The sequence below is a fragment of the Bdellovibrio sp. HCB117 genome, assembly GCF_047305915.1.
GTDB lineage: Bacteria > Bdellovibrionota > Bdellovibrionia > Bdellovibrionales > Bdellovibrionaceae > Bdellovibrio > Bdellovibrio bacteriovorus_B.
This window is the reverse complement of sequence record NZ_CP178622.1, coordinates 3,615,351-3,633,835: the sequence shown is the minus strand read 5'-3', so window position 1 is coordinate 3,633,835 and position 18,485 is coordinate 3,615,351. Positions and strand designations below refer to the sequence as shown.

The 18,485-nt window shown below is 44.6% G+C and carries 22 protein-coding genes and 1 tRNA gene; 12 read left to right on the top strand and 11 right to left on the bottom strand.

Annotated features, from left to right (window positions below):
- Positions 1 to 7: 7 nt before the first annotated feature.
- From ACLWBD_RS17215 to ACLWBD_RS17160, 12 genes are all read left to right on the top strand, one after another.
- A complete protein-coding gene (locus ACLWBD_RS17215) occupies positions 8 to 403 on the top strand; it encodes a DUF2784 domain-containing protein (RefSeq protein WP_413569096.1) in 396 nt (131 codons plus the stop codon).
- An 88-nt stretch (positions 404 to 491) separates the two neighbouring features.
- Positions 492 to 1,178, top strand: coding sequence for an ABC transporter ATP-binding protein (locus tag ACLWBD_RS17210; protein WP_413569095.1), 687 nt, complete (start codon positions 492 to 494; stop codon positions 1,176 to 1,178).
- The gene (locus tag ACLWBD_RS17205; RefSeq protein WP_063205598.1) at positions 1,175 to 1,954 is read left to right on the top strand and encodes an MlaE family ABC transporter permease; all 780 of its coding nucleotides are present in this window, start codon (positions 1,175 to 1,177) and stop codon (positions 1,952 to 1,954) included. Before ACLWBD_RS17210 ends, ACLWBD_RS17205 begins: the two co-directional genes overlap by 4 nt.
- Complete coding sequence (locus tag ACLWBD_RS17200) at positions 1,951 to 2,670, top strand: MlaE family ABC transporter permease (RefSeq protein ID WP_413569094.1); 720 nt, start codon at positions 1,951 to 1,953, stop codon at positions 2,668 to 2,670. The genes ACLWBD_RS17205 and ACLWBD_RS17200 overlap by 4 nt, the downstream gene beginning before the upstream one ends.
- Before the next feature lie 8 nt (positions 2,671 to 2,678).
- Complete coding sequence (locus tag ACLWBD_RS17195; RefSeq protein WP_413569093.1) at positions 2,679 to 3,455, top strand: MlaD family protein; 777 nt, start codon at positions 2,679 to 2,681, stop codon at positions 3,453 to 3,455.
- Positions 3,456 to 3,476: 21 nt separating this feature from the next.
- Positions 3,477 to 4,310 carry a hypothetical protein gene (locus ACLWBD_RS17190; RefSeq protein WP_413569092.1) on the top strand — a complete coding sequence of 278 codons (834 nt, stop codon included), beginning with the start codon at positions 3,477 to 3,479 and terminating at the stop codon, positions 4,308 to 4,310.
- A gap of 455 nt (positions 4,311 to 4,765) precedes the next feature.
- The gene (locus ACLWBD_RS17185; RefSeq protein ID WP_413569091.1) at positions 4,766 to 5,503 is read left to right on the top strand and encodes a hypothetical protein; all 738 of its coding nucleotides are present in this window, start codon (positions 4,766 to 4,768) and stop codon (positions 5,501 to 5,503) included.
- Entirely contained in the window at positions 5,491 to 5,928 is a 438-nt protein-coding gene (locus ACLWBD_RS17180) for a hypothetical protein (RefSeq protein ID WP_063205588.1), read from the top strand. Before ACLWBD_RS17185 ends, ACLWBD_RS17180 begins: the two co-directional genes overlap by 13 nt.
- A gap of 27 nt (positions 5,929 to 5,955) precedes the next feature.
- Complete coding sequence (locus tag ACLWBD_RS17175) at positions 5,956 to 6,168, top strand: hypothetical protein (RefSeq protein ID WP_063205586.1); 213 nt, start codon at positions 5,956 to 5,958, stop codon at positions 6,166 to 6,168.
- 6 nt (positions 6,169 to 6,174) lie between these two features.
- On the top strand, positions 6,175 to 7,221 hold the full coding sequence (locus ACLWBD_RS17170; RefSeq protein WP_063205584.1) for a PLP-dependent cysteine synthase family protein: 1,047 nt from the start codon (positions 6,175 to 6,177) through the stop codon (positions 7,219 to 7,221).
- Positions 7,222 to 7,229: 8 nt separating this feature from the next.
- Positions 7,230 to 8,393, top strand: a complete 1,164-nt coding sequence (locus tag ACLWBD_RS17165) for a cystathionine gamma-synthase (RefSeq protein ID WP_081112144.1) — start codon at positions 7,230 to 7,232, stop codon at positions 8,391 to 8,393.
- A 52-nt stretch (positions 8,394 to 8,445) separates the two neighbouring features.
- Positions 8,446 to 8,521, top strand: a tRNA-Phe gene (locus tag ACLWBD_RS17160).
- A 101-nt stretch (positions 8,522 to 8,622) separates the two neighbouring features.
- Here the strand turns inward: ACLWBD_RS17160 and ACLWBD_RS17155 are convergent.
- The 11 genes from ACLWBD_RS17155 to ACLWBD_RS17105 all read right to left on the bottom strand — a co-directional run bounded on the left by ACLWBD_RS17155 (position 8,623) and on the right by ACLWBD_RS17105 (position 18,468).
- Positions 8,623 to 9,717, bottom strand: coding sequence for an alkaline phosphatase D family protein (locus ACLWBD_RS17155; protein WP_413569090.1), 1,095 nt, complete (start codon positions 9,715 to 9,717; stop codon positions 8,623 to 8,625).
- Between the two features lie 92 nt (positions 9,718 to 9,809).
- The gene (gene trhA / locus ACLWBD_RS17150; RefSeq protein ID WP_063205581.1) at positions 9,810 to 10,445 is read right to left on the bottom strand and encodes a PAQR family membrane homeostasis protein TrhA; all 636 of its coding nucleotides are present in this window, start codon (positions 10,443 to 10,445) and stop codon (positions 9,810 to 9,812) included.
- Positions 10,446 to 10,588: 143 nt separating this feature from the next.
- Positions 10,589 to 11,170: a DNA-3-methyladenine glycosylase gene (locus tag ACLWBD_RS17145; protein WP_413569089.1), complete on the bottom strand. Its 582-nt coding sequence runs from the start codon at positions 11,168 to 11,170 to the stop codon at positions 10,589 to 10,591.
- Positions 11,167 to 11,865, bottom strand: a complete 699-nt coding sequence (gene pgeF, locus ACLWBD_RS17140) for a peptidoglycan editing factor PgeF (protein WP_413569088.1) — start codon at positions 11,863 to 11,865, stop codon at positions 11,167 to 11,169. Before pgeF ends, ACLWBD_RS17145 begins: the two co-directional genes overlap by 4 nt.
- Complete coding sequence (locus tag ACLWBD_RS17135) at positions 11,862 to 12,875, bottom strand: RluA family pseudouridine synthase (protein ID WP_253696522.1); 1,014 nt, start codon at positions 12,873 to 12,875, stop codon at positions 11,862 to 11,864. Before ACLWBD_RS17135 ends, pgeF begins: the two co-directional genes overlap by 4 nt.
- Positions 12,865 to 13,491 carry a helix-turn-helix domain-containing protein gene (locus ACLWBD_RS17130; RefSeq protein ID WP_413569087.1) on the bottom strand — a complete coding sequence of 209 codons (627 nt, stop codon included), beginning with the start codon at positions 13,489 to 13,491 and terminating at the stop codon, positions 12,865 to 12,867. The genes ACLWBD_RS17135 and ACLWBD_RS17130 overlap by 11 nt, the downstream gene beginning before the upstream one ends.
- An 8-nt stretch (positions 13,492 to 13,499) precedes the next feature.
- The gene (locus ACLWBD_RS17125; protein ID WP_413569086.1) at positions 13,500 to 14,471 is read right to left on the bottom strand and encodes a P-loop NTPase; all 972 of its coding nucleotides are present in this window, start codon (positions 14,469 to 14,471) and stop codon (positions 13,500 to 13,502) included.
- A 10-nt stretch (positions 14,472 to 14,481) separates the two neighbouring features.
- Complete coding sequence (gene tsaB / locus ACLWBD_RS17120) at positions 14,482 to 15,186, bottom strand: tRNA (adenosine(37)-N6)-threonylcarbamoyltransferase complex dimerization subunit type 1 TsaB (protein WP_413569085.1); 705 nt, start codon at positions 15,184 to 15,186, stop codon at positions 14,482 to 14,484.
- The gene (gene rseP / locus ACLWBD_RS17115) at positions 15,183 to 16,856 is read right to left on the bottom strand and encodes an RIP metalloprotease RseP (RefSeq protein WP_413569084.1); all 1,674 of its coding nucleotides are present in this window, start codon (positions 16,854 to 16,856) and stop codon (positions 15,183 to 15,185) included. The genes tsaB and rseP overlap by 4 nt, the downstream gene beginning before the upstream one ends.
- A gap of 75 nt (positions 16,857 to 16,931) precedes the next feature.
- Positions 16,932 to 17,765, bottom strand: a complete 834-nt coding sequence (locus ACLWBD_RS17110) for a phosphatidate cytidylyltransferase (RefSeq protein ID WP_063205567.1) — start codon at positions 17,763 to 17,765, stop codon at positions 16,932 to 16,934.
- Entirely contained in the window at positions 17,737 to 18,468 is a 732-nt protein-coding gene (locus ACLWBD_RS17105) for an isoprenyl transferase (RefSeq protein ID WP_413569083.1), read from the bottom strand. The genes ACLWBD_RS17110 and ACLWBD_RS17105 overlap by 29 nt, the downstream gene beginning before the upstream one ends.
- Positions 18,469 to 18,485: the final 17 nt, after the last annotated feature.

Genomic DNA, 18,485 nt, shown 5'->3' with positions numbered 1-18,485 from the left:
TAAATTCATGAATCAAGAATACAGTGCCGACATCGTTCTTTATTGCCATTTCCTCTATGTTTTAGGTGTTCTTATTCCTATTCCGTTGATCATGATAGGCGGTTGGTTGGACTGGAAATGGGTCAGAAATCTTTGGTTGCGCCGCCTTCATCTGGCAATGATAGGAATTGTCGTCGTCGAATCTGTCTTTGGAATCGCCTGCCCACTGACGGTGTGGGAAGAACATTTAAGACAAGGAACGGGCAGCGAAGTGTCTTATCCTTCAGGATTTTTCGCTGAATGGATTTCAAAAATTCTTTTTCAAGACTTCGAACCATGGGTGTTCATAGTTATGTACTTGGTGGGAGCGGCCGTGATTGCAGGACTTTACTTAAAAGTTCCTCCGCGAAAGCCGCAATACTAAATGCAGGTTGACCCGCTAAGTTTCAGACAACTAACATTGAGTTGTGATCGAATTTAAGAACCTCGTTAAGAGATTTGGAACAAGGACTGTGCTCAACGGATTAAGTTTGAAAATCCGCGAGGGCGAGATCATCTTCATCCTGGGGACATCCGGGACAGGAAAATCAGTTCTATTGAAAAATCTCGTAGGTCTTTTAACTCCCGACGAAGGTGAAATCTGGATCGACGATCAAGAAGTTTCTAAATTCACTGAGGAACAATATCTGCCGATTCGCAAAAAATGCGGAATGGTTTTTCAGCATCCCGCTCTTTTCGACTCTCTGACTGTTTTTGAAAACGTGGCCTTTGGACTTCGTCGTCACTATAACTTCGACGAAGCGACGATCAAAGAAAAAGTAACCAAAGCTTTACGCCTCGTCAATTTGCAGGGGATTGAGCAAAAAACTCCGGCACAAATTTCTTATGGAATGCAAAAGCGCGTAAGCCTGGCTCGCACGGTGGCACTAGAGCCGCGTATTCTTCTTTTTGATGAACCGACAACGGGACTTGATCCGGTGACAACAACTGCCGTGAATCAACTTATTTTAGACCTTTCTAGAACTTTGAAGACGACATCTTTGGTGGTCAGTCACGATATGAATTGTGCGCTTTCCATTGCCGATAGAATTGTCGTTTTAGATAAAGGACAGATCGTTGCACAAGGTACTCCGGATGAATTAAAAAAATCCGAAATCCCTCTGGTGAAAGACTTTCTGTCAGAGGTCTTAAGCGCATGACCCTCTTCATATCAATTTTAGATGAGGTGGGGGGAGCCCTGCTTTTTCTACAGAAAATTCTAAGATCTCTTTTTTATAAAAAAATTAAAATCCACGAAGTTTTCGAACAGATTTGGAAGGTTACGGCTGACAGTTTTTTCACGACAGCGATGGCCGGCTTTTTTGTTGGCGCCATTATGACAGTGCAGTTTGCTCTGCAAATGAAAGAATTCGGTGCCTTAGGATATTTGGGAGGACTTGCCACCAGCGGTACCTTCCGTGAAGTGGGACCTTTACTCATCGCTTTCATGTTGAGTGGAAAAGTCGGCGCTTTCACATCAGCGGAATTAGGAACCATGCGGGTGACAGAACAAATTGATGCCGTTCGCTGTTTGGGCGCGGATCCCATGCAAGAGATTATCGCGCCACGGTTTTTAGGTATCATCATTTCTAGTTTCTTCTTACTAGGTGGCGGACTTATCATGTCCGTGTTCGGTGGAATGTTGATGGGGTACGCTTTTGCGGGGGTTAACTTTGAAGAATACCTTCGACATGTTCCAATGATTGTCAGTCCGGTCTCTATTTTAAGTGGCGTAATTAAATGCGGAGCTTTCGCGCTTGTTTTAGCAACCATCTGTACTTTCAAGGGTTTCACTACGACGGGCGGAGCCAAAGGTGTCGGGCGCGCGGTGGTTGCGACATCCGTGAGCACTATGATTTGCATCGTTGTTGTGGATTGGATGACAAGCTTTTTAGGCGAAGTGATCTTGCAAATGATTCGAGGCTATCGCTCATGATTACTTTAATCGCCGAAACAATGACGGGAGTGTTCAGTCCTCCATTCCGCAGAAAAGAGTTCTTTCAGCAGCTTTATTTCGTAGCGAACAAAAGTTTGATCATCATTCTTTTCTGCGTTTCATTTGCCGCTATTGTGACAATCTTAGAATCGTCATTCCATATGAAGCTGGTTATCCAAAACGACTCGATGGTTCCGGGGTTTGCGGCTTTGCTCATTCTGCGAGAACTTGGCGCCATTCTTACCGCACTTCTTCTGACCTCTCGCGTGGGAGCAGGTTACGCCTCCGAAGTGGGGACGATGCAAATCACAGAGCAAGTCGATGCATTTAAAATGCTCGGTATTGATCCGGTAAATTACCTTGTAGTTCCAAGATTTCTGGCCTGTGTTTTGGGATGCATGATGTTGACGATCATCGCGAATATGACCTGTATTTTCTCTGCCATTATCGTCAGCCAACATTACTTAGGCTACACACCATCGATGTTTCTCACATCGATGGATCGTTTTGTGCAATTTCAAGATATGGTTTTTGCCGCGATCAAAGGTGCTTGTTTCGGAGGAGTCATTCCCATCGTTGCTTGCTACTTTGGTTTTCGATGTCAACAAGGCGCCGAAGGTGTCGGCAGAGCAACGACGAACACCGTGGTCGTGGCTTCGATTGCAATTATTGTGATTGATTTTATTTTGTCCTATACTTTTAGTTATCTTTATTAGGAGAACGTATGAAGGTTGAAACCAAGGTAGGTTTGCTGGCTCTTGTCTCTGTAGCGCTCATTGTGGTGTTCGCTTACTTTATGGGTTTCATTTCTCCTTTTTCTAACTCTAAAGAACTTAATGTCATGTACAACTATGCTGGTGGAATCGAAGAAGGATCTCCAGTCCGCGTTATGGGTATTAAAGTAGGCAAGGTAAAATCAATTAACTTCGATCCCTCTTTTAAAATGGCTAATGGTGAAGAGGTGAAACTGCGTCTAACGATCACCGTAGATAGAAAAGCCTGGACCAGTGTCCGTAAAGATTCCAAATTTTTCATCAATCTAGCGGGTGTGATCGGGGAAAAGTTTTTAGAAATCTCTCCGGGAAGTGGGGAAGCCGCAGAATTTTCTTCGGGTGACTATGTTCGGGGGGAAGATCCTCCGCGTATCGATCAGTTGATCTCACAAAGCTATGGTTTAGCGGGAAAACTGATTGATCTCGTTGAAAAAAATGAAGGCTCGGTCACCAATATGATTCAGCAGTTGGATAGACTGACGACAAACTTCAACAAAACACTGGTTCTTTTGGATAAAACCACCAAGAATCAAGATGTGGCAAGATTGCTTGATAACGCGGTCAAAATCAGCGATGACATGGCATATTTTACTCACAATATGAGATCTAAGAAAGCGGAAGAAACTTATGACCTTGTTCATAAGCTCCTTTTTAGATTGGAACCATTAGATGGTCCCGCGATTAAAAAGTTCTTTCAGGAAGAAGGCGTAAGAGCCCGTATTTTTTAGATCTCCCAATAAGGAGGTCCTATGTTAAAAGTTTCAGCGTGTTCCTTGGGAGCACTCCTTTTCTTGAGCTTTGTTCAGGCCCATGCGGCCCCTTTGAATCTTGGCTCTGATGCAGCAACTATCAAATCGAAGTCGCGCTCGATCGAAGCGGAATACGCCCGCGACATCCGCATGCAACATCAATCAAATGCATTTGAAGAACGTCCTCAGCAAGGTGCTTTGGTTATTGATCAAGGAAATGTAGAAGAGGAAGAAACACCTGTAATGGCTTCTCCTACGGTTCATTCTCCTCCGCAGCGTTCTACTTCAAGTGACGTGATCCATTCAATTCCAGGAGCTGCAAACACTTATTACTCAGGCTCTAGCGGTTATTCCTACGACACGACACTGAAGATGCGCGCCGAAAGAAAAGTTGGCGCGGGAGTCGCGGTAGGCGGAACTTTGGGAGTTGCCGGCTTTAACATGGAACTAAATTTTGAAGAAGCCGATGGAGTTGTTGCGGGATTTGGCACAGGACCTGGTTACAACACCTTCCAAGTAGCTTGGAAACACGCTTTTGATGGTGATTTCTTGGCGCCTTACACAACAGTGGGTTACTCGCGCTGGTACAACTCGCGTGGAAGATCCAGCGATTACGAAAACTCTGACATCCTGGACCGTGTTTTGACTGAAAACGAGAAAAAAACCGGGCGTTTTGGCACGGATTTTGTCAATGCGTCAGCGGGTCTTCAGTACAATCAACTTAATGGTGAATTCGCCGGATTGTCTTTCTTTGGGGAATTGACGGCGATGTGGGAAGTAAAACGTTCGATGATTTTGCCGAACGGTTCAGTCGGTGCCATCTACTATTTCTAGTCCGCGAAATTTGAAAATTTAAAATGTGTTTCTTAGAAAAATCCTGTGGGTGAAAGCTTTCGGGATTTTTTATTTGCGGAGTTTACAGAAAATATCCGTCGACCGGAAATGCGCGCCCAGAGCGGGTTTCAGGGCATAAAAAAACCCCAGAGTTTCCTCTGGGGTTTCCGTTAAGAACTAAACTAGTTCCGTAAGAATTACTTCTTAGAAGCTTTTTTAGTAGCTTTCTTTGTAGTTTTCTTAGCGGCTTTCTTAGTAGTTTTTTTAGCTGCTTTTTTTGTAGCTTTTTTTGCTGCTTTCTTTGCCATGTGCTCCTCCTAGGATGCAAACGTTGTTGTTGTTTCTAACATAAAAACTTTTCTTAACTTAAGTCTTCAACAATTAGACCAGCCTCGTCAACAAAAAATTTACCTTGCATATTTTTTGCGAACTTCAAGATCCGGTGGAGGTGCCCTTTGCTCATCATTTTTATGATTTCGCTGATCGGACACGTGCTCGTTCATCGAATTCTTTCGTCGATGGCGCGTGAATTCGCTTTCTCTCAACAACTTGTTCGAACTCTTTCGATCTTGAACCTTGTTGTGATCTGCTTTTTCACCGCAAACATGCCAACCGCACCTTCACTGTGGCTTTTCATCGGCATTCTTTTGATAACTTTAAAGTTTTTTCCGCGAATTTTGCGTTTTTTCCTGATGAAACGAATGCGAAGCGCGCTGATTCCGCTGTTAGATGCGGTGATTTTAGGTCTGCAAACGGGAAAATCTTTCCGCTCATCTTTGTATGCAGCCATCGAAAATCAATCCGGTTGGATGCGCCATCAGCTCATGGAACTCTATCAATCACTGGCGATGTCGGAAAATGTCATCGCCATGAAATCCGCTCTGCTACAGGATTTCCGCGATGAGCTTTTGGAAATTGATCGTTCGCAAAGTCGTTGCATCGATCAAGTGAAGGCACTTCGGCGAGAATTAAAAATGCACGAAGATTTTCGACGTAGGTCTGGACAAGTGAGTCAACAATTGAAGATGCAGGCGATAATTGTCACCGCTCTTTATGTCGCACTACTTTTCTTTGTGATCATGCAATTTGGATTCAAAGAGCACCAAAAACTTATCTTAATGTCGTCATTAATCTTTTTAGGCGGACTTATTTGGATTTTTTCGATGGGAAGGAGATTGAAATGGAAGGTTTAGCACCACCATTGGAGTTATTAAGTTCCGTAAAACGCGCTATTGAAAAGGGCCAATCGGTCAAACAGGGTGTTTTGCAGTATATTAAAAAGCATGAAGGCGAATTTCCGCTGATTGTGACGCAATGGCTGGCTCTTTTGCAGCAGGGGCAGGATCCAAAAGCATGCGTTCAGGCCATTTCCTCCCTTCATCGCCGCACTCTTTTGCAAATTTTAGAAAGAGGACTGCATGGTGAGGCCATACATGGTGTCCTTATCAGGTTGGAAGAAGAACTTATTGAGGCCTGCCACGAGGAAATAACAAATAAAATTGCGCGATTGCCATTTATAATGCTCGTACCCCTCTTAATTTTCCAATTTCCCGCGTTTTTGATGCTCCTTTTTGGACCGCTTCTGCAAAATTTTTTTCACTCTTTAGGAGGGGGGTGATAGAGTGGCCCTGTTGGAGGAAGGCCCATGGCACAATCAGACAAAAAACAGGCTGCTTTAGAAAAATTGGTGGACGAATTGATGAAAGATCAACCGAGCCGTCAACTTGTGAAGCAACTGACGACTGAGCTTGGCATGGACTATTCCGTAGATCCTTTGACTCAAATGAATACAGTTTTGCAGTCGATGAATTCAGTCCTTCTTCGTCCCAACAGAAGAAGAAATGACTTAGAAAGATAGTAAATCATGTCACAAATCTATAATTCGATTTTGGATACTGTCGGCGACACACCGATAGTGGCTCTTCACAACGTCACAAAGGGTTCAAAGCATAAGTTCTTTGCTAAAGTAGAATATTTTAACCCGGGTGGCAGCATTAAGGACCGCGTGGCCGTTGCCATGATCGAAGAGGCTGAAAAGCGCGGCGATTTAAAGCCTGGTGGCACTATTGTCGAAGCAACTTCCGGAAACACGGGCGTAGGCTTGGCTTTGGCGGCCGCGGTTAAAGGTTATAAATGTATTTTCGTGATGCCTGAAAAGATGAGTGAAGAAAAGCGTGCTTTATTGCGTGCTTATGGAGCTCAAGTCGTTATCACTCCGATGGTGGAACCGGAAGATCCACTCAGTCATTATTCTGTCTCAAAAAAGATCGCGGAGCAGACCCCGGGCGCATTTTTAGCGAATCAATTCTTTAATCCGGACAATCCTACTCGTCACTATAGAACGACGGGTCCAGAAATCTGGGAACAGATGGATGGAAAGATTGATATGCTGGTAGGCGGAGCCGGTACCGGCGGGACTCTTTCAGGTTGCGCGAAATTTCTTAAAGAGAAGAAATCTGACGTAAAGGTGATCTGCGCCGATCCGATCGGAAGTATTCTTTACGATCTTTTTTATCATAAAAAGATTGTGGATCCTCCAGGTTCTTACAAAGTGGAAGGTATCGGTGAAGATATGCTTCCAGGAAACGTGCACTTGGATATTTACGATGGTTTTATTCGTGTCAGCGACCCCGAAGCTTTTGATATGACACGTCGTTTGGTGTCGGAAGAAGGCTTGTTGGTTGGACCATCCAGCGCAACAGCTCTTGTGGGCGCATTGAAAGCTTCTGAAAAGCTAGAAAAGCCTTCAAACATCGTCGTGATCTTCCCGGATAGTGGTCGCCAATATCTAAGCAAAGCCTTCAACGATAAATGGATGATCGAAAACGGTTTCCTAAAAGAGGCAGATGTTAAAACTGCATTTAATCGCGTGATCAGTGCTGAGGAAGCATTGAAGAATCTAAAAAAATAGGTGTCGCTATGAAGAAGACAACAGAGAATTTGGGTTTTGCAACTAGAGCTATTCATGCCGGTCAATCACCGGATCCAACAACTGGCGCCATTATGACGCCTGTTTATTTGACCTCGACTTATGTACAAGAATCTCCAGGCGTACATAAAGGATGGGAGTATTCTCGTACTCACAACCCCACTCGTCGCGCTTATGAAAATTGTATGGCAAGCCTTGAAAGCGGTAAGTACGGATTTGCTTTTGCTTCAGGTTGTGCGGCGACAACAACTATTCTGCACATCCTTAAAGGCGGCGATCATGTGATTGCTATGGATGATATGTATGGCGGTACTTTCCGTCTGTTCGACAAAGTCCTTAAGCATGATGGCATCGACTTTTCTTATACGGATCTGACGAAAGTTGAAAATTTCGAAAAGGCGATCAAAGCCACTACGAAAATGGTGTGGTTAGAGACTCCGACAAATCCGACTTTGAAACTTGTCGACATCAAACGCATCTCTGCGATTGCGAAATCTAAAGGTATCATCGTTGCGGTCGACAATACGTTTATGAGCCCGTACTTCCAACGTCCTTTAGAGTTGGGTGCTGACATCGTCGTTCACTCCGCAACGAAGTATATCGGCGGCCACAGTGACGTGGTTGGCGGTATTGCGGTGACCTCTCGTGATGACCTGGCGGAAAAATTAGCTTTCTTAAGCAACGGCATGGGCGCAATCCAAGGACCTTTTGATTCGTTCATGTGCTTAAGAAGTTTGAAAACTTTGCCATTACGTATGAAGGCCCACCAGGAAAATGCGATGGCGATCGCGAAGTTTTTGGAAAGCCATCCAAAAGTGGACAAAGTCATCTATCCAGGTCTTGAGAGCCATCCTCAACATGCTTTGGCTAAAGAGCAGATGCACGGCTTTGGCGGAATGATCACTTTCTACATCAAGGGAGGCATGGATTCTGCCCGCAAATTCCTTGAAAATGTGAATGTTTTCTCTTTGGCAGAGAGCTTGGGAGGCGTAGAAAGCCTTATCGAGCATCCGGCGATTATGACGCACGCCTCCGTTCCGGCGGAAAACCGCAAGGCTTTAGGGATCGATGATTCGTTGATTCGCCTCTCTGTAGGGGTGGAAGACTTGAACGATCTACTAAACGACTTAAAAAACGCCTTTGATAAAGCCTAGTTGTTGACATCAAAGAGGCCAAAAGATACACATTTGGTCTCTTGATTTCCGTGGCTTGGTAGCTCAGTTGGTAGAGCAGAGGACTGAAAATCCTTGTGTCGGCGGTTCAATTCCGTCTCAAGCCACCATTTTTCTTTCGAATCTTCAATCCCGCTTCTTCAGCGGGATTTTTTTTGCCTAAAAGGTACCTGCTTCCCATCGTTGGGAAAAGGAACCAGGTTCTTTCTAGTTAAATATTGATACGAAGGTCTTTAGCGAGCTTGTTGTTGCGGTCGAAGATTTTTAGGTAAAGTGTCTGACGTTTCCAATCCCATTCCAACATTCCAAAATTTTCGGAAGCAACGGGCTCACCGATGTAATGACGATCTTTTTCTGCATTCATGACTGACTCATTGAAAGGCCCGACAGTTAAATCATAAAGAGGACCGTAGTTTTCCATATCGACTTTACCTAAAGCACCGAAGTTGCGGTTGCCGCTGACGACAACGACTTTTTTGGCTCCGGCATTGCGAATCGTATCAAAAAGTTTTTGGCGATCGTGAGGATAAAGTCCCCAGCGCTCTCCTTCATCCGTATTTGCGGCAAGTTGAAGGGAAGAGACAATAACTTTGAAGTCGGATTCTTTTTTAAGTTCGTTTGCTAGCCAATTCCACTGTTGAGCTCCTAACAAGCTCGCCGATTTAGACCAGTTCTTTTTGAATTTTCCGTCAGAACCGTTTTCAGTCCACGGAGTTGCGTAATAACGAGCATCCAGAACGATGATTTGCACGCGCTTTCCAGCAGGGCCCAAGATGATAGAGTGTTCTACACCTTTTGCCGATTTCGGTTGAAGCTTCGGAATGTAATTCCAGTACTTAAGAAAAGCGTCGCGGCTTTCGTTCTTGCTTTGAAAAGAGGAATCACCGTGGCGAAGCCCGAAATCAAGTTCATCCCAAGTTGCCATGAATGGAATGCTTTGACGGATTTTGCGGTAATCTTCGTTTTCATCTAATTTTTTGTATTGGGAAAGCAAAGGTTTTTCGAAAGCTTTCGTAGAATGAACGGTGTTTCCTGTTGCGATGACCAAATCGGGTTTGTGAGACGCGATGGAGTTCCAAAAACTTTGATCAGAAGATTGATCAATACCTGAAACCAAGGCAACTCTTTGAACGTTCTTCACTGAAGCAGGGTTCTGCACGATATCAGTTTGATAGTTTGCTTCTGCTTGCATTCTTAGAAGCTTCAAATTCATTGATTCTGGAGCCTGACTTTTTTCTGCACAGGAAAGATTTAAAAGCAGCAAAGAACCTATAATGGAAACAGCGAAGAAATATCTCAGTTGCATCGTCGTACCCTTCCAGACATGTACCTGAATTCAGTTGTATGATTAAATTGTATGGAATGCGAAGGAACTGTCACTTATTAAAGACAAAAGGGCTAGGTCAGATAGATTAATACGCAGAGATATTGAAAGGCTGTTCCGGCCATCACACACAGATGCCACATGCCGTGACCGTGCTTGATTTTGGTGTCGTTGAAAAAGAAATAAACGCCGATCGCGTAAGAAATGAAACCAGCCATGATCATCGCAAAACCCATTGGAGGAATTGCGTCCATCAATTGTTTTAATGCAGGTAAAACGGTGACACTCATGATCCCATAGAGTGCGAAAGAAAAATTGCGATTCTTCGATGTTGCAACGAGTTCCCACATAATTCCGAGCACGGCTAATGCCCACACGACACCTAGAACAATCCAGCCGGTGTTTCCACGCAGTGCTAAAATGGCGTAGGGAGTGTAGTTGCCAGCGATCTTCAGATAAATGCCGATGTAATCAAGCTTGCGATAGAAGTTTTTCTTTTGTCCTTGGGATCCGTGATACATCGTGGAAATGCAGTAAAGACCTACGGTTGTAAAGGCATACACAGAAAAAGAAAACAGTCGCCACGTATCTTGTTTTGAAGCCGCAAGTCCGATTAAAAGAACAGAACCAAGAAGCGCAAGAAAAGCACCTAGAGCGTGCGAAAAAGTATTGAAACGTTCCCCATCCTGAACTTGCGGTAAGACCTTCATGCTTACAATGTTAGCACTGTTCAGAAATGAGGACCAAAGAAAACTTTGTTTTCGGCTCGCACTTATCACTACGCTTTCAAACATTGGTCCTGCTATTTGCTTCGAATTGAGAAAACAAGCAGTCGACGAGTGTCGTTCTGAATTTAGGGACGTGAAATAAAAAGATTATCTTTAAGATAAAAGCGAAGAGGCCACTGCGCTGCTTCTCCTGCATAGTCGACGCCGATTCGGGGGCGAGCAATGATTTGCTTTGGTTTAACGACATGATCGTCTTCACTAACAAAAAGGGGAGACGTGTTTTTCCAGAGCTTTAATCCGTCGTGTTCTTTATTAATTTGATAATGCTTACAGAGTTTTCCCGGGCCATTTGTTTTAATATCTTTCTTTTTAACATGTGTGTCGGCATTCAATGGCTGAACGCCGCGAATCAAAACCGCTTCGGGAAACTCTTCGGTGCGAGTCACAAAGTTGAGGCAATAGTACATTCCATAGATCATGTAAACGTAGCTATGTCCTCCATCCAAATACATTGATTTTGTTCGGGGAGTTCTTCGATCTCCAAAGGTGTGACAGGCCGGATCTTCAATTCCTAAGTAAGCTTCGACTTCCACTATGCGTGCTTTAAATTCTTCTTTGCCTTTTTTCACATGCAAGATTTTTCCCAACAGAGCTTTGGCTACCGTCGAGGTGTCTTCCATATAAAAATCTTGCGGCAGGATTTTCATGATGTACGGCAAATGAAACTGATTTGTCTTCCGGACTTATCTTTATCGCGACGATACGAGTGAAATCTAGAGTCCGTCACCGTATCAATGTGTAAAAGGAATACGTTGTCGGCGGCGACACCCTCTTGCTGAAGCTGTGTTCGAACGACCTGATTTAGATCTACAAGTGCTTTGTTATCGGGAAGAGTCTCAAAATACAGAGCTCGTTCTTCAGTACTTAAAGGACCCAAGCTTGTGAGGATCTGATCGCGCACATCTATACCGACTTCAAAGCTGGATTTCTGAATATGGGGTCCGACCACAACATGAAGATTCTGAGGTCTTGCTCCAGCGGCGACTAGTTTTTCAATTGTTTTAGGAATGATACGCGAAGCAACTCCGCGCCAGCCCGCATGTATACCTGCAATCAAATTCGTCGTTGGATCATAGATCAAGGCAGGAACACAATCGGCCGTAATCACACAAAGTGCCAAGTCTTTTTCGCGAGTGAAGTGAGCATCCGCGATCGTCTGATAGTCAAGATGGGCATCTTTGCTTTCCACAACAGCGTCGCTGTGGATTTGTTTTACGCGCATGAATGTATAATCAGGGTAAGCGGCTTTAAGTTGTGTGAGTTGGGCGTTAATGCCACCTAGAAAAACCGTGAAATGCGGGGTGCGCATTTCATATCCAAGTTCGGTTTGTTCTAGATTCATCTCAGTCCCCATTTTTTTATTAACGTTAAAATGTCTTCCGGCCAGTCTTGCTGAAAGAACATTCTTTCCTGCGTGCGGGGATGAGTGAATCCCAACTCTGCAGCGTGCAGCAAAAATCTATTCAATCCACGGATCGACTCTTGAGTCTCTCGGGCTTCGATGTTCTTCGTTTTTTTATCCGCACCGTAAAGCACATCACCCGCAATCGGTAGGCCATTTTCTGAAAGATGCACGCGGATTTGGTGTGTTCTTCCAGTTTCTAGTTTTAGTTTTAGATAACTGAGGCCACTTTTGCGATTTAAAACTTCGTAATGCGTGACGGCCCACTTTCCGAGGGAAGGAGGGTCGTCTTTATCTACGTAAGGTCTTCTTTCATCATCCAATACCGAAGCATATCGTTTTCGATCTGTTGGATGACGGGCTAAGAAGCTCTTGATTGTTCCGGATGACAAAGTTCTCGCTGTTCCGATTGCGACTGCATAATAAATGCGATGGGTGCTGCGTTCTTTGAATTGAGCAGTCAAAGACTCGTGCGCTTTATCGTTTTTCGCGATAACGATCACCCCGCTGGTTTCTTTATCAAGGCGATGTACGATCCCCGGGCGTTCTTCGCCAAACTTCATAGATAAATCTTCAGTGTGAGCAATTAATGCATTCACCAAAGTATCATGTGCATGCCCCGCCGCTGGATGCACCACAAGGCCTGCGGGCTTGTTGATGACGATGAGATCATCGTCTTCAAAAAGGATATCTAATTTAAGATCATAAGGCTGAAGCTCAGTAGGGACGGGCTCGGGCAAAGTGATTTCAATCTGATCGCCTTCTTTTACGGAAACGGAAGCTTTGGCGATCTTTCCATTAAGCAAGACGGCTGAAGCATCAATCAAGTGCGATGCCCGTGAACGTGTGCCGACATCCTCAATAAGTGCCAATGCCTTATCCAGGCGAAGCCCGTGCATGTCCGATGTCGCGGTGACATTGATTTTTTGCAAAGTGGATTTACTTTCCAAGACCGTTCTTGAAGTTCTTCATGTACGAGTCGGCGACTTTTTTATCGTCCAAACCCAGGGCTTTAGCGATTTGAACTACGTAACCACGAACGAACACGACGGCTGGAAGACCCGATGGATCCATGCCTTCTACAGCGGTAACGTAGTAAGAATTGATCTTTGTGATCTCGCTCATGCGTTGTACAGAGATCTGTTTGTACTCACGAACTTTTTGTAAGAAAGCTCCGTCCCAGTTTTCTTTTGCAGCGATCTCTTTTTCAAAAGCGTCGTCTTTTTTGAAAGTCGGAATAGGCTTTTCAACTTTTTGCTCTGGGAAGACTTGTTTACTCGCTTCAATGATAGAAGCGTAAGTTAGATCGTTCAATGAAGCGCGACCGCTAAGCAAGCGTTGATCATAGATATTTCTAAGGATCTTATTTCCAAGAACTTGGTAGGCTTCCTCGATCAGAACCAAAAGCTCGCGAGCTTCTTGTTCAGAAAAGATGGTGTAGATCGCAGGATTTTCGCCGGAATACGTTGTGCGCGCGCGTTCATAGGCAGCACTCACCTCGTGTTGAGGTGCATTTGCTGTCAGTTCAAGAATCTCGTAGTAGTTGTACCGTGACGTCGCTTGCATCGTAGCTATTATACTACGGCGCGAAGCTCCTCGGGATCAATAAGTTGTTTGCAGGTAGTTAAAAATTGTCCCGCTAAAGCAGTGAAAGGCTGAGCTACCAAGACATGTTCACGTGAACGAATCGACTGCCACACAGCGTTGTCGAAATCGATCGCACCCGTAAAATCAATACCTAAGTCGTAGTATTTATTGCAGACACTCTTAATCGAATGACCTAAATCGGCGTTGGATTGGCTGCGAGCTGAGTTCACAATCAAGCGAACGGGGGTCGATGAAAGAGCCTCAAAGAAGTCATACTGAAATCCCGTTTGCTCTTTCAAGTAAGATCTAAACGAAAAAGGTTTTTCCAAAGTTCTTTGGCGGTGATTTCTTAAAGTTGAAATCATATTACCGTAAGCATCCGGAGTCGAATTCTGGCGCAAAGAATGGCAAACGAACGCTTCGATAAAGCGATATGTCTTTTCGATGCTTGTGGGTTCAGGAGTCGTAATCAGAAACTTTTCGTCAGCAGCTTTGAAAAGTTCCAAGTGCGCTTCTAAAGCGCCGGCACCCATGTCAACGATCACGTAGTCAGCACGTAGCTTCTTAAGCTCTGGCAAAAGACTTTGAACTTGTGTGTAAGAAAAATCAGTCGGAGTCCAAGAATCCCAAAAACCTTGAACATAAGAAAGATGTGGGAATGGCGTTGGGATCACTAGCTCTTGAAGAGTTTTAACTCCTTCAAAAAAGTGGCGAACATTCATGTGTGAAGGTGGAAGTCCTAAAGAGGTGTGAATATTGGCGCCACTCAGATCAAGATCTACGATGACAACCGAGTGACCCAGTTTTGAAAGAGTGATTCCCAAACTGGAAGAGACAAATGTTTTACCTACGCCACCTTTACCGGAAGCAACAACCCATAATTTGGTGTCTGTGTTTTCATTCGAAGTTTTTTGAAACTCCAAAGATTCCAAATAGGCCTTATGAAGATCTCTTTCCATGATGCATCCTCTACTTAAGCGGCGAGATTAAAATTCCTTTTTTTGTCTCTTCGGCTTCGGAGGCGCGGATATAAAGGGGAACAAAAGATTTCCAGTCCAAGGTTTGGCCCGATAAAGCGCGGCGTTCCGCCATCAGCCCGAGTGTCGACGCCAAAGCGTGATCGGGAAGTTGCGGATCGCGAGAAAACTTTTTCATTAATTCTTCAGGGAAGTACTCGCTGTAGGCTTCCCAACCGTCACCAACAACCAAACAATCTGAGTGGATGTGGTTTTTAAGTTCACGGACGGGAACAGCGTCTGGACCTTTGATATATGTCGGCTCAGCACCGGTGATATCGAAAAGACCCATGTACACCATGTTCTTATAAGCGTTAATAATGGAAAGAACGGGTTTGCTTTTGTCTTTCACCTGAGCCGCTAACAACATCAAGGTGTCGATAGTGACCATAGGCTTATTAAAGCTATAGGCAAAAGTTTTTCCTGCGTTGGCGGCGACACGAATTCCGGTGAAGCTGCCAGGCCCCTGGCCCACCGCAAAGACGTCGATATCTTCAAGTTTTAAGTGGGCTTTTTTTAAACAATGATCAACAAAAGGACTGATGTTTTCGCTATGGGTTTTCTGGCGCAAGGAAGATTCCTCTGCAATCACTTGTCCATCAATGACAACAGCAACTCCGCCAAGCAGAGTGCTGGTTTCCATAGCTAAAACCTTCATAGACCAAGAATACGAGTGAAGTCGTTAAATAGAGCAAAGATCATGAGGCTCATCAGTAACGCAAGACCCACTTGTTGAGCAAGCTCCATCTTACGCATGCTCAGCGGCGCACCTTTCACAACTTCGATGGCATAGAACACCAAGTGTCCACCATCCAAAACTGGAATCGGCAACAAGTTCAGGATGAAAAGATTGACTGAAATAATCGCCATCATTTGCAAGAACTGAGTCAAACCGATCTTGAACGTTTCGCTAGCGGCCTGACCGATAGAAATCACACCACCGATATTTTTAGGAGAAATCTTCGCTTGGAACAAACGAACGAAACTCATCACCGTCATTACTGACACGTCCCAAGTTTTTTCCACGCCACGCACGAAGGCTTGTCCAAGATTCTCTGAACGAACCACCATCAACTCAGGAGCTGCGATATTCGCTATCGGCGCAATACCGATCGTATAACGCTTTTCTTCCGTGCCTGTAGGAAGCATCTGAGTCGTCATCTTAGGAGTGATGTTCAAATTCAAATTCTGACCATCACGCAAAACTGTCAACGCTACCGGGTTTTTGCCATCAAAAGATTTGATGTTGTTGATGACATCTTCCCACTTTTTCAGCGTCACATTATTGATAGAGACCAAACGGTCCATCGCATGAAGACCCGCTGCTTTCGCCGGCGAATTGTCCATCACTTTGCTCAAATAAAGTTCAGAGCTTTCAAACCCCAGACTTGCCATTGAATAAGTTTTAATAGATTCCGTCGGAGCCAAAGTCACCGTGATTGGCTTTGCTTCCTTATCACCTTCGCGCATCCCAAGAACTTCTAGTGTCAGAGCTTCCTTGGAATGTTGTTTCGCCAAAGTGTCTTCAAGCTGACGCCAGTAAGCGACTTTTTGGCCATTGATAGCCGTGATTGAATCGCCGGTTTGAACTCCCAAAGCAGCTAGTGGAGAACCTTGAAGCACCCCAATAGTTGTTCCAGCAGAGTAAGGACTTAAACCATCAACATTTGCAACATATTCATAGGAACTTAGAACATTTGGATTTGGTTCTGCTTTTGCGTCTGTTGCAATTTTAGCTGTTTCGCCAGAACCTTCGCGTTGAACGACAACGTCGATATGAAGATTGTGGTTTTCTTTTAAGCTCAAAGCACGTTGCAAATCTTCCCAAGTGTTCACTTGAGCTTCATTGATAGACACGATTTTATCACCAGAACGGAAACCTGCCGCATAGGCAGGAGTATTCTGAGCTACGTCACCAACAACGGGTGTCTTAGCGTCTTCACCAATCAAAGCGACTGCAAAGAAAATCAATACCGCAAAGAAGAAGTTCATCAAAGGACCCGCGATAACGACCGCGATTCTTTGCCACACATTTTTGTGCGTGAACGAATGTTTCTTATCTTCCTCAGAAATATTATCGCCCGGCTGCTCGCCAAACATTTTCACGTAACCGCCTAGTGGGATCAGTGAAAGCGCATAAGTCGTGTCGCCTTTTTTATATTTCAAAAGCTTTTTGCCAAATCCCAAACTGAAAACTTCAACACGAACGCCACACCAACGAGCGACAAGGAAGTGTCCAAGCTCATGCACGAAAATCAAAATTCCGAGCAAAATAACAAAGGGGATGATTGCTGATAAACCTGATTGAAGATAAGAAAAGATATTCATTCGAATATTCTAGAGTTTCGATGAGTCGCGAGCTAGGAAATAAAAATGTTAATGCTCGGGGGCTCGACCTTCCGATTACGACAAAAGATGAGACAAAATCAAAATTCCCGCAAGAACAACAGGACTTGCGAATAGGACGCCATCAATACGATCGAGGACACCGCCGTGACCCGGCATAATTTTCCCAGAGTCCTTAACATCAGCGACTCGTTTTAAGAGAGATTCAAAGAAATCCCCAAACTGTCCCACGAATCCAGAAAGACCTGCAAGTATCAAAAAGAGACCCAAGGGCTGTTCTGAAAAGAGAAATTGCCAGCAAATATATCCCGCAATCATCGAACCGATGATGCCACCCACAGAACCTTGCCAAGTTTTTTTCGGTGAAACCGACGGCATGACTTTATGTTTTCCGATCAAGACACCAAAAACGTAAGCCATTGTGTCGCCAGCAAAAACAACCGCTAACAAATAGACGAACCAAGAAATGCCGTGGGCCTGATCTAAAATACGGAACGCGAACGCTGGCAAAAGTCCCATATAGAAAAATCCCAAAGCGGCTTTGGCTTGAGCATCGGCCATGTAACTGAGATTACCTTCTTTGTGCGCTGACAAAAGAACGGCAATAATCATAAGGATCAATGCGATTGAATAAATAATTCCACCGGTGCTTAAAGAAGTTAAAGTCGCACCGAAAATCGCAAGCGTCAGAAAATAAAAAAGGCCTTTTAATAGAATTGATTTTTCGTTCTTAAAAAGAATCGTGATCAATTCCCAAGTGCCCACAGCAACCACGAACGCGATCGCGATTTTCAGTCCTTGAACATTTAAAGTAATATAAAGGCCGATAATCAGTGCGAGGGCCACTGCAGCCGAGACAGCTCTAGTTTGAAAGCTTTTCCACGTTGTCATTCGCTGTAACCTTGCCAAAGCGGCGTTGTCTCATCGAAAAAGCGTTCAACGCTTCCTCTAAATGGCACTCAGTGAAGTTGGGCCATAACACATCAGTAAAATAAAACTCTGAATAGGCCGCTTGCCACAACAAGAAATTTGACAGTCTTTGTTCGCCACTTGTGCGAATGATCAAATCCGGATCCGGAGTAGGATACGTGCTTAACGCTGAATTGATAACCGACTCATCAATGTCTTCAGGGTTGATTTCACCGGCCGCCACACGTGCAGCAATATCGCGAACGGCTTCTGTGATCTCTTGTCGAGAACCATAGCTCAAAGCAAAGACCAGGTTAAGACCTGTGCATTGAGCTGTAGCTTCGACGGATTTACCAATAGCTTCCGCAACATCTGCCGGAATGCGGGACATGTCACCGATGACAGAGAAACGAATGTTTTCTTTAACCAGGTTTTCAGTTTCGCGCTTAAGATAACGACGAAGAATTTGCATCAGCAAACTGACTTCGGCCTGAGGGCGAAACCAGTTTTCCGTGCTGAATGCATACAACGTGAGGTTCTTGATTCCGCGTCGCGAACAATCGGTGATGATTTTTTTCGCGACACGAGTTCCTTTGATATGTCCGAACGTGCGAGGACGACGTTTGAGCTGAGCCCAACGACCGTTGCCATCCATAATAATAGCTATGTGCTTCGGTAGAGTCATCGCAACCAATTCAAAGC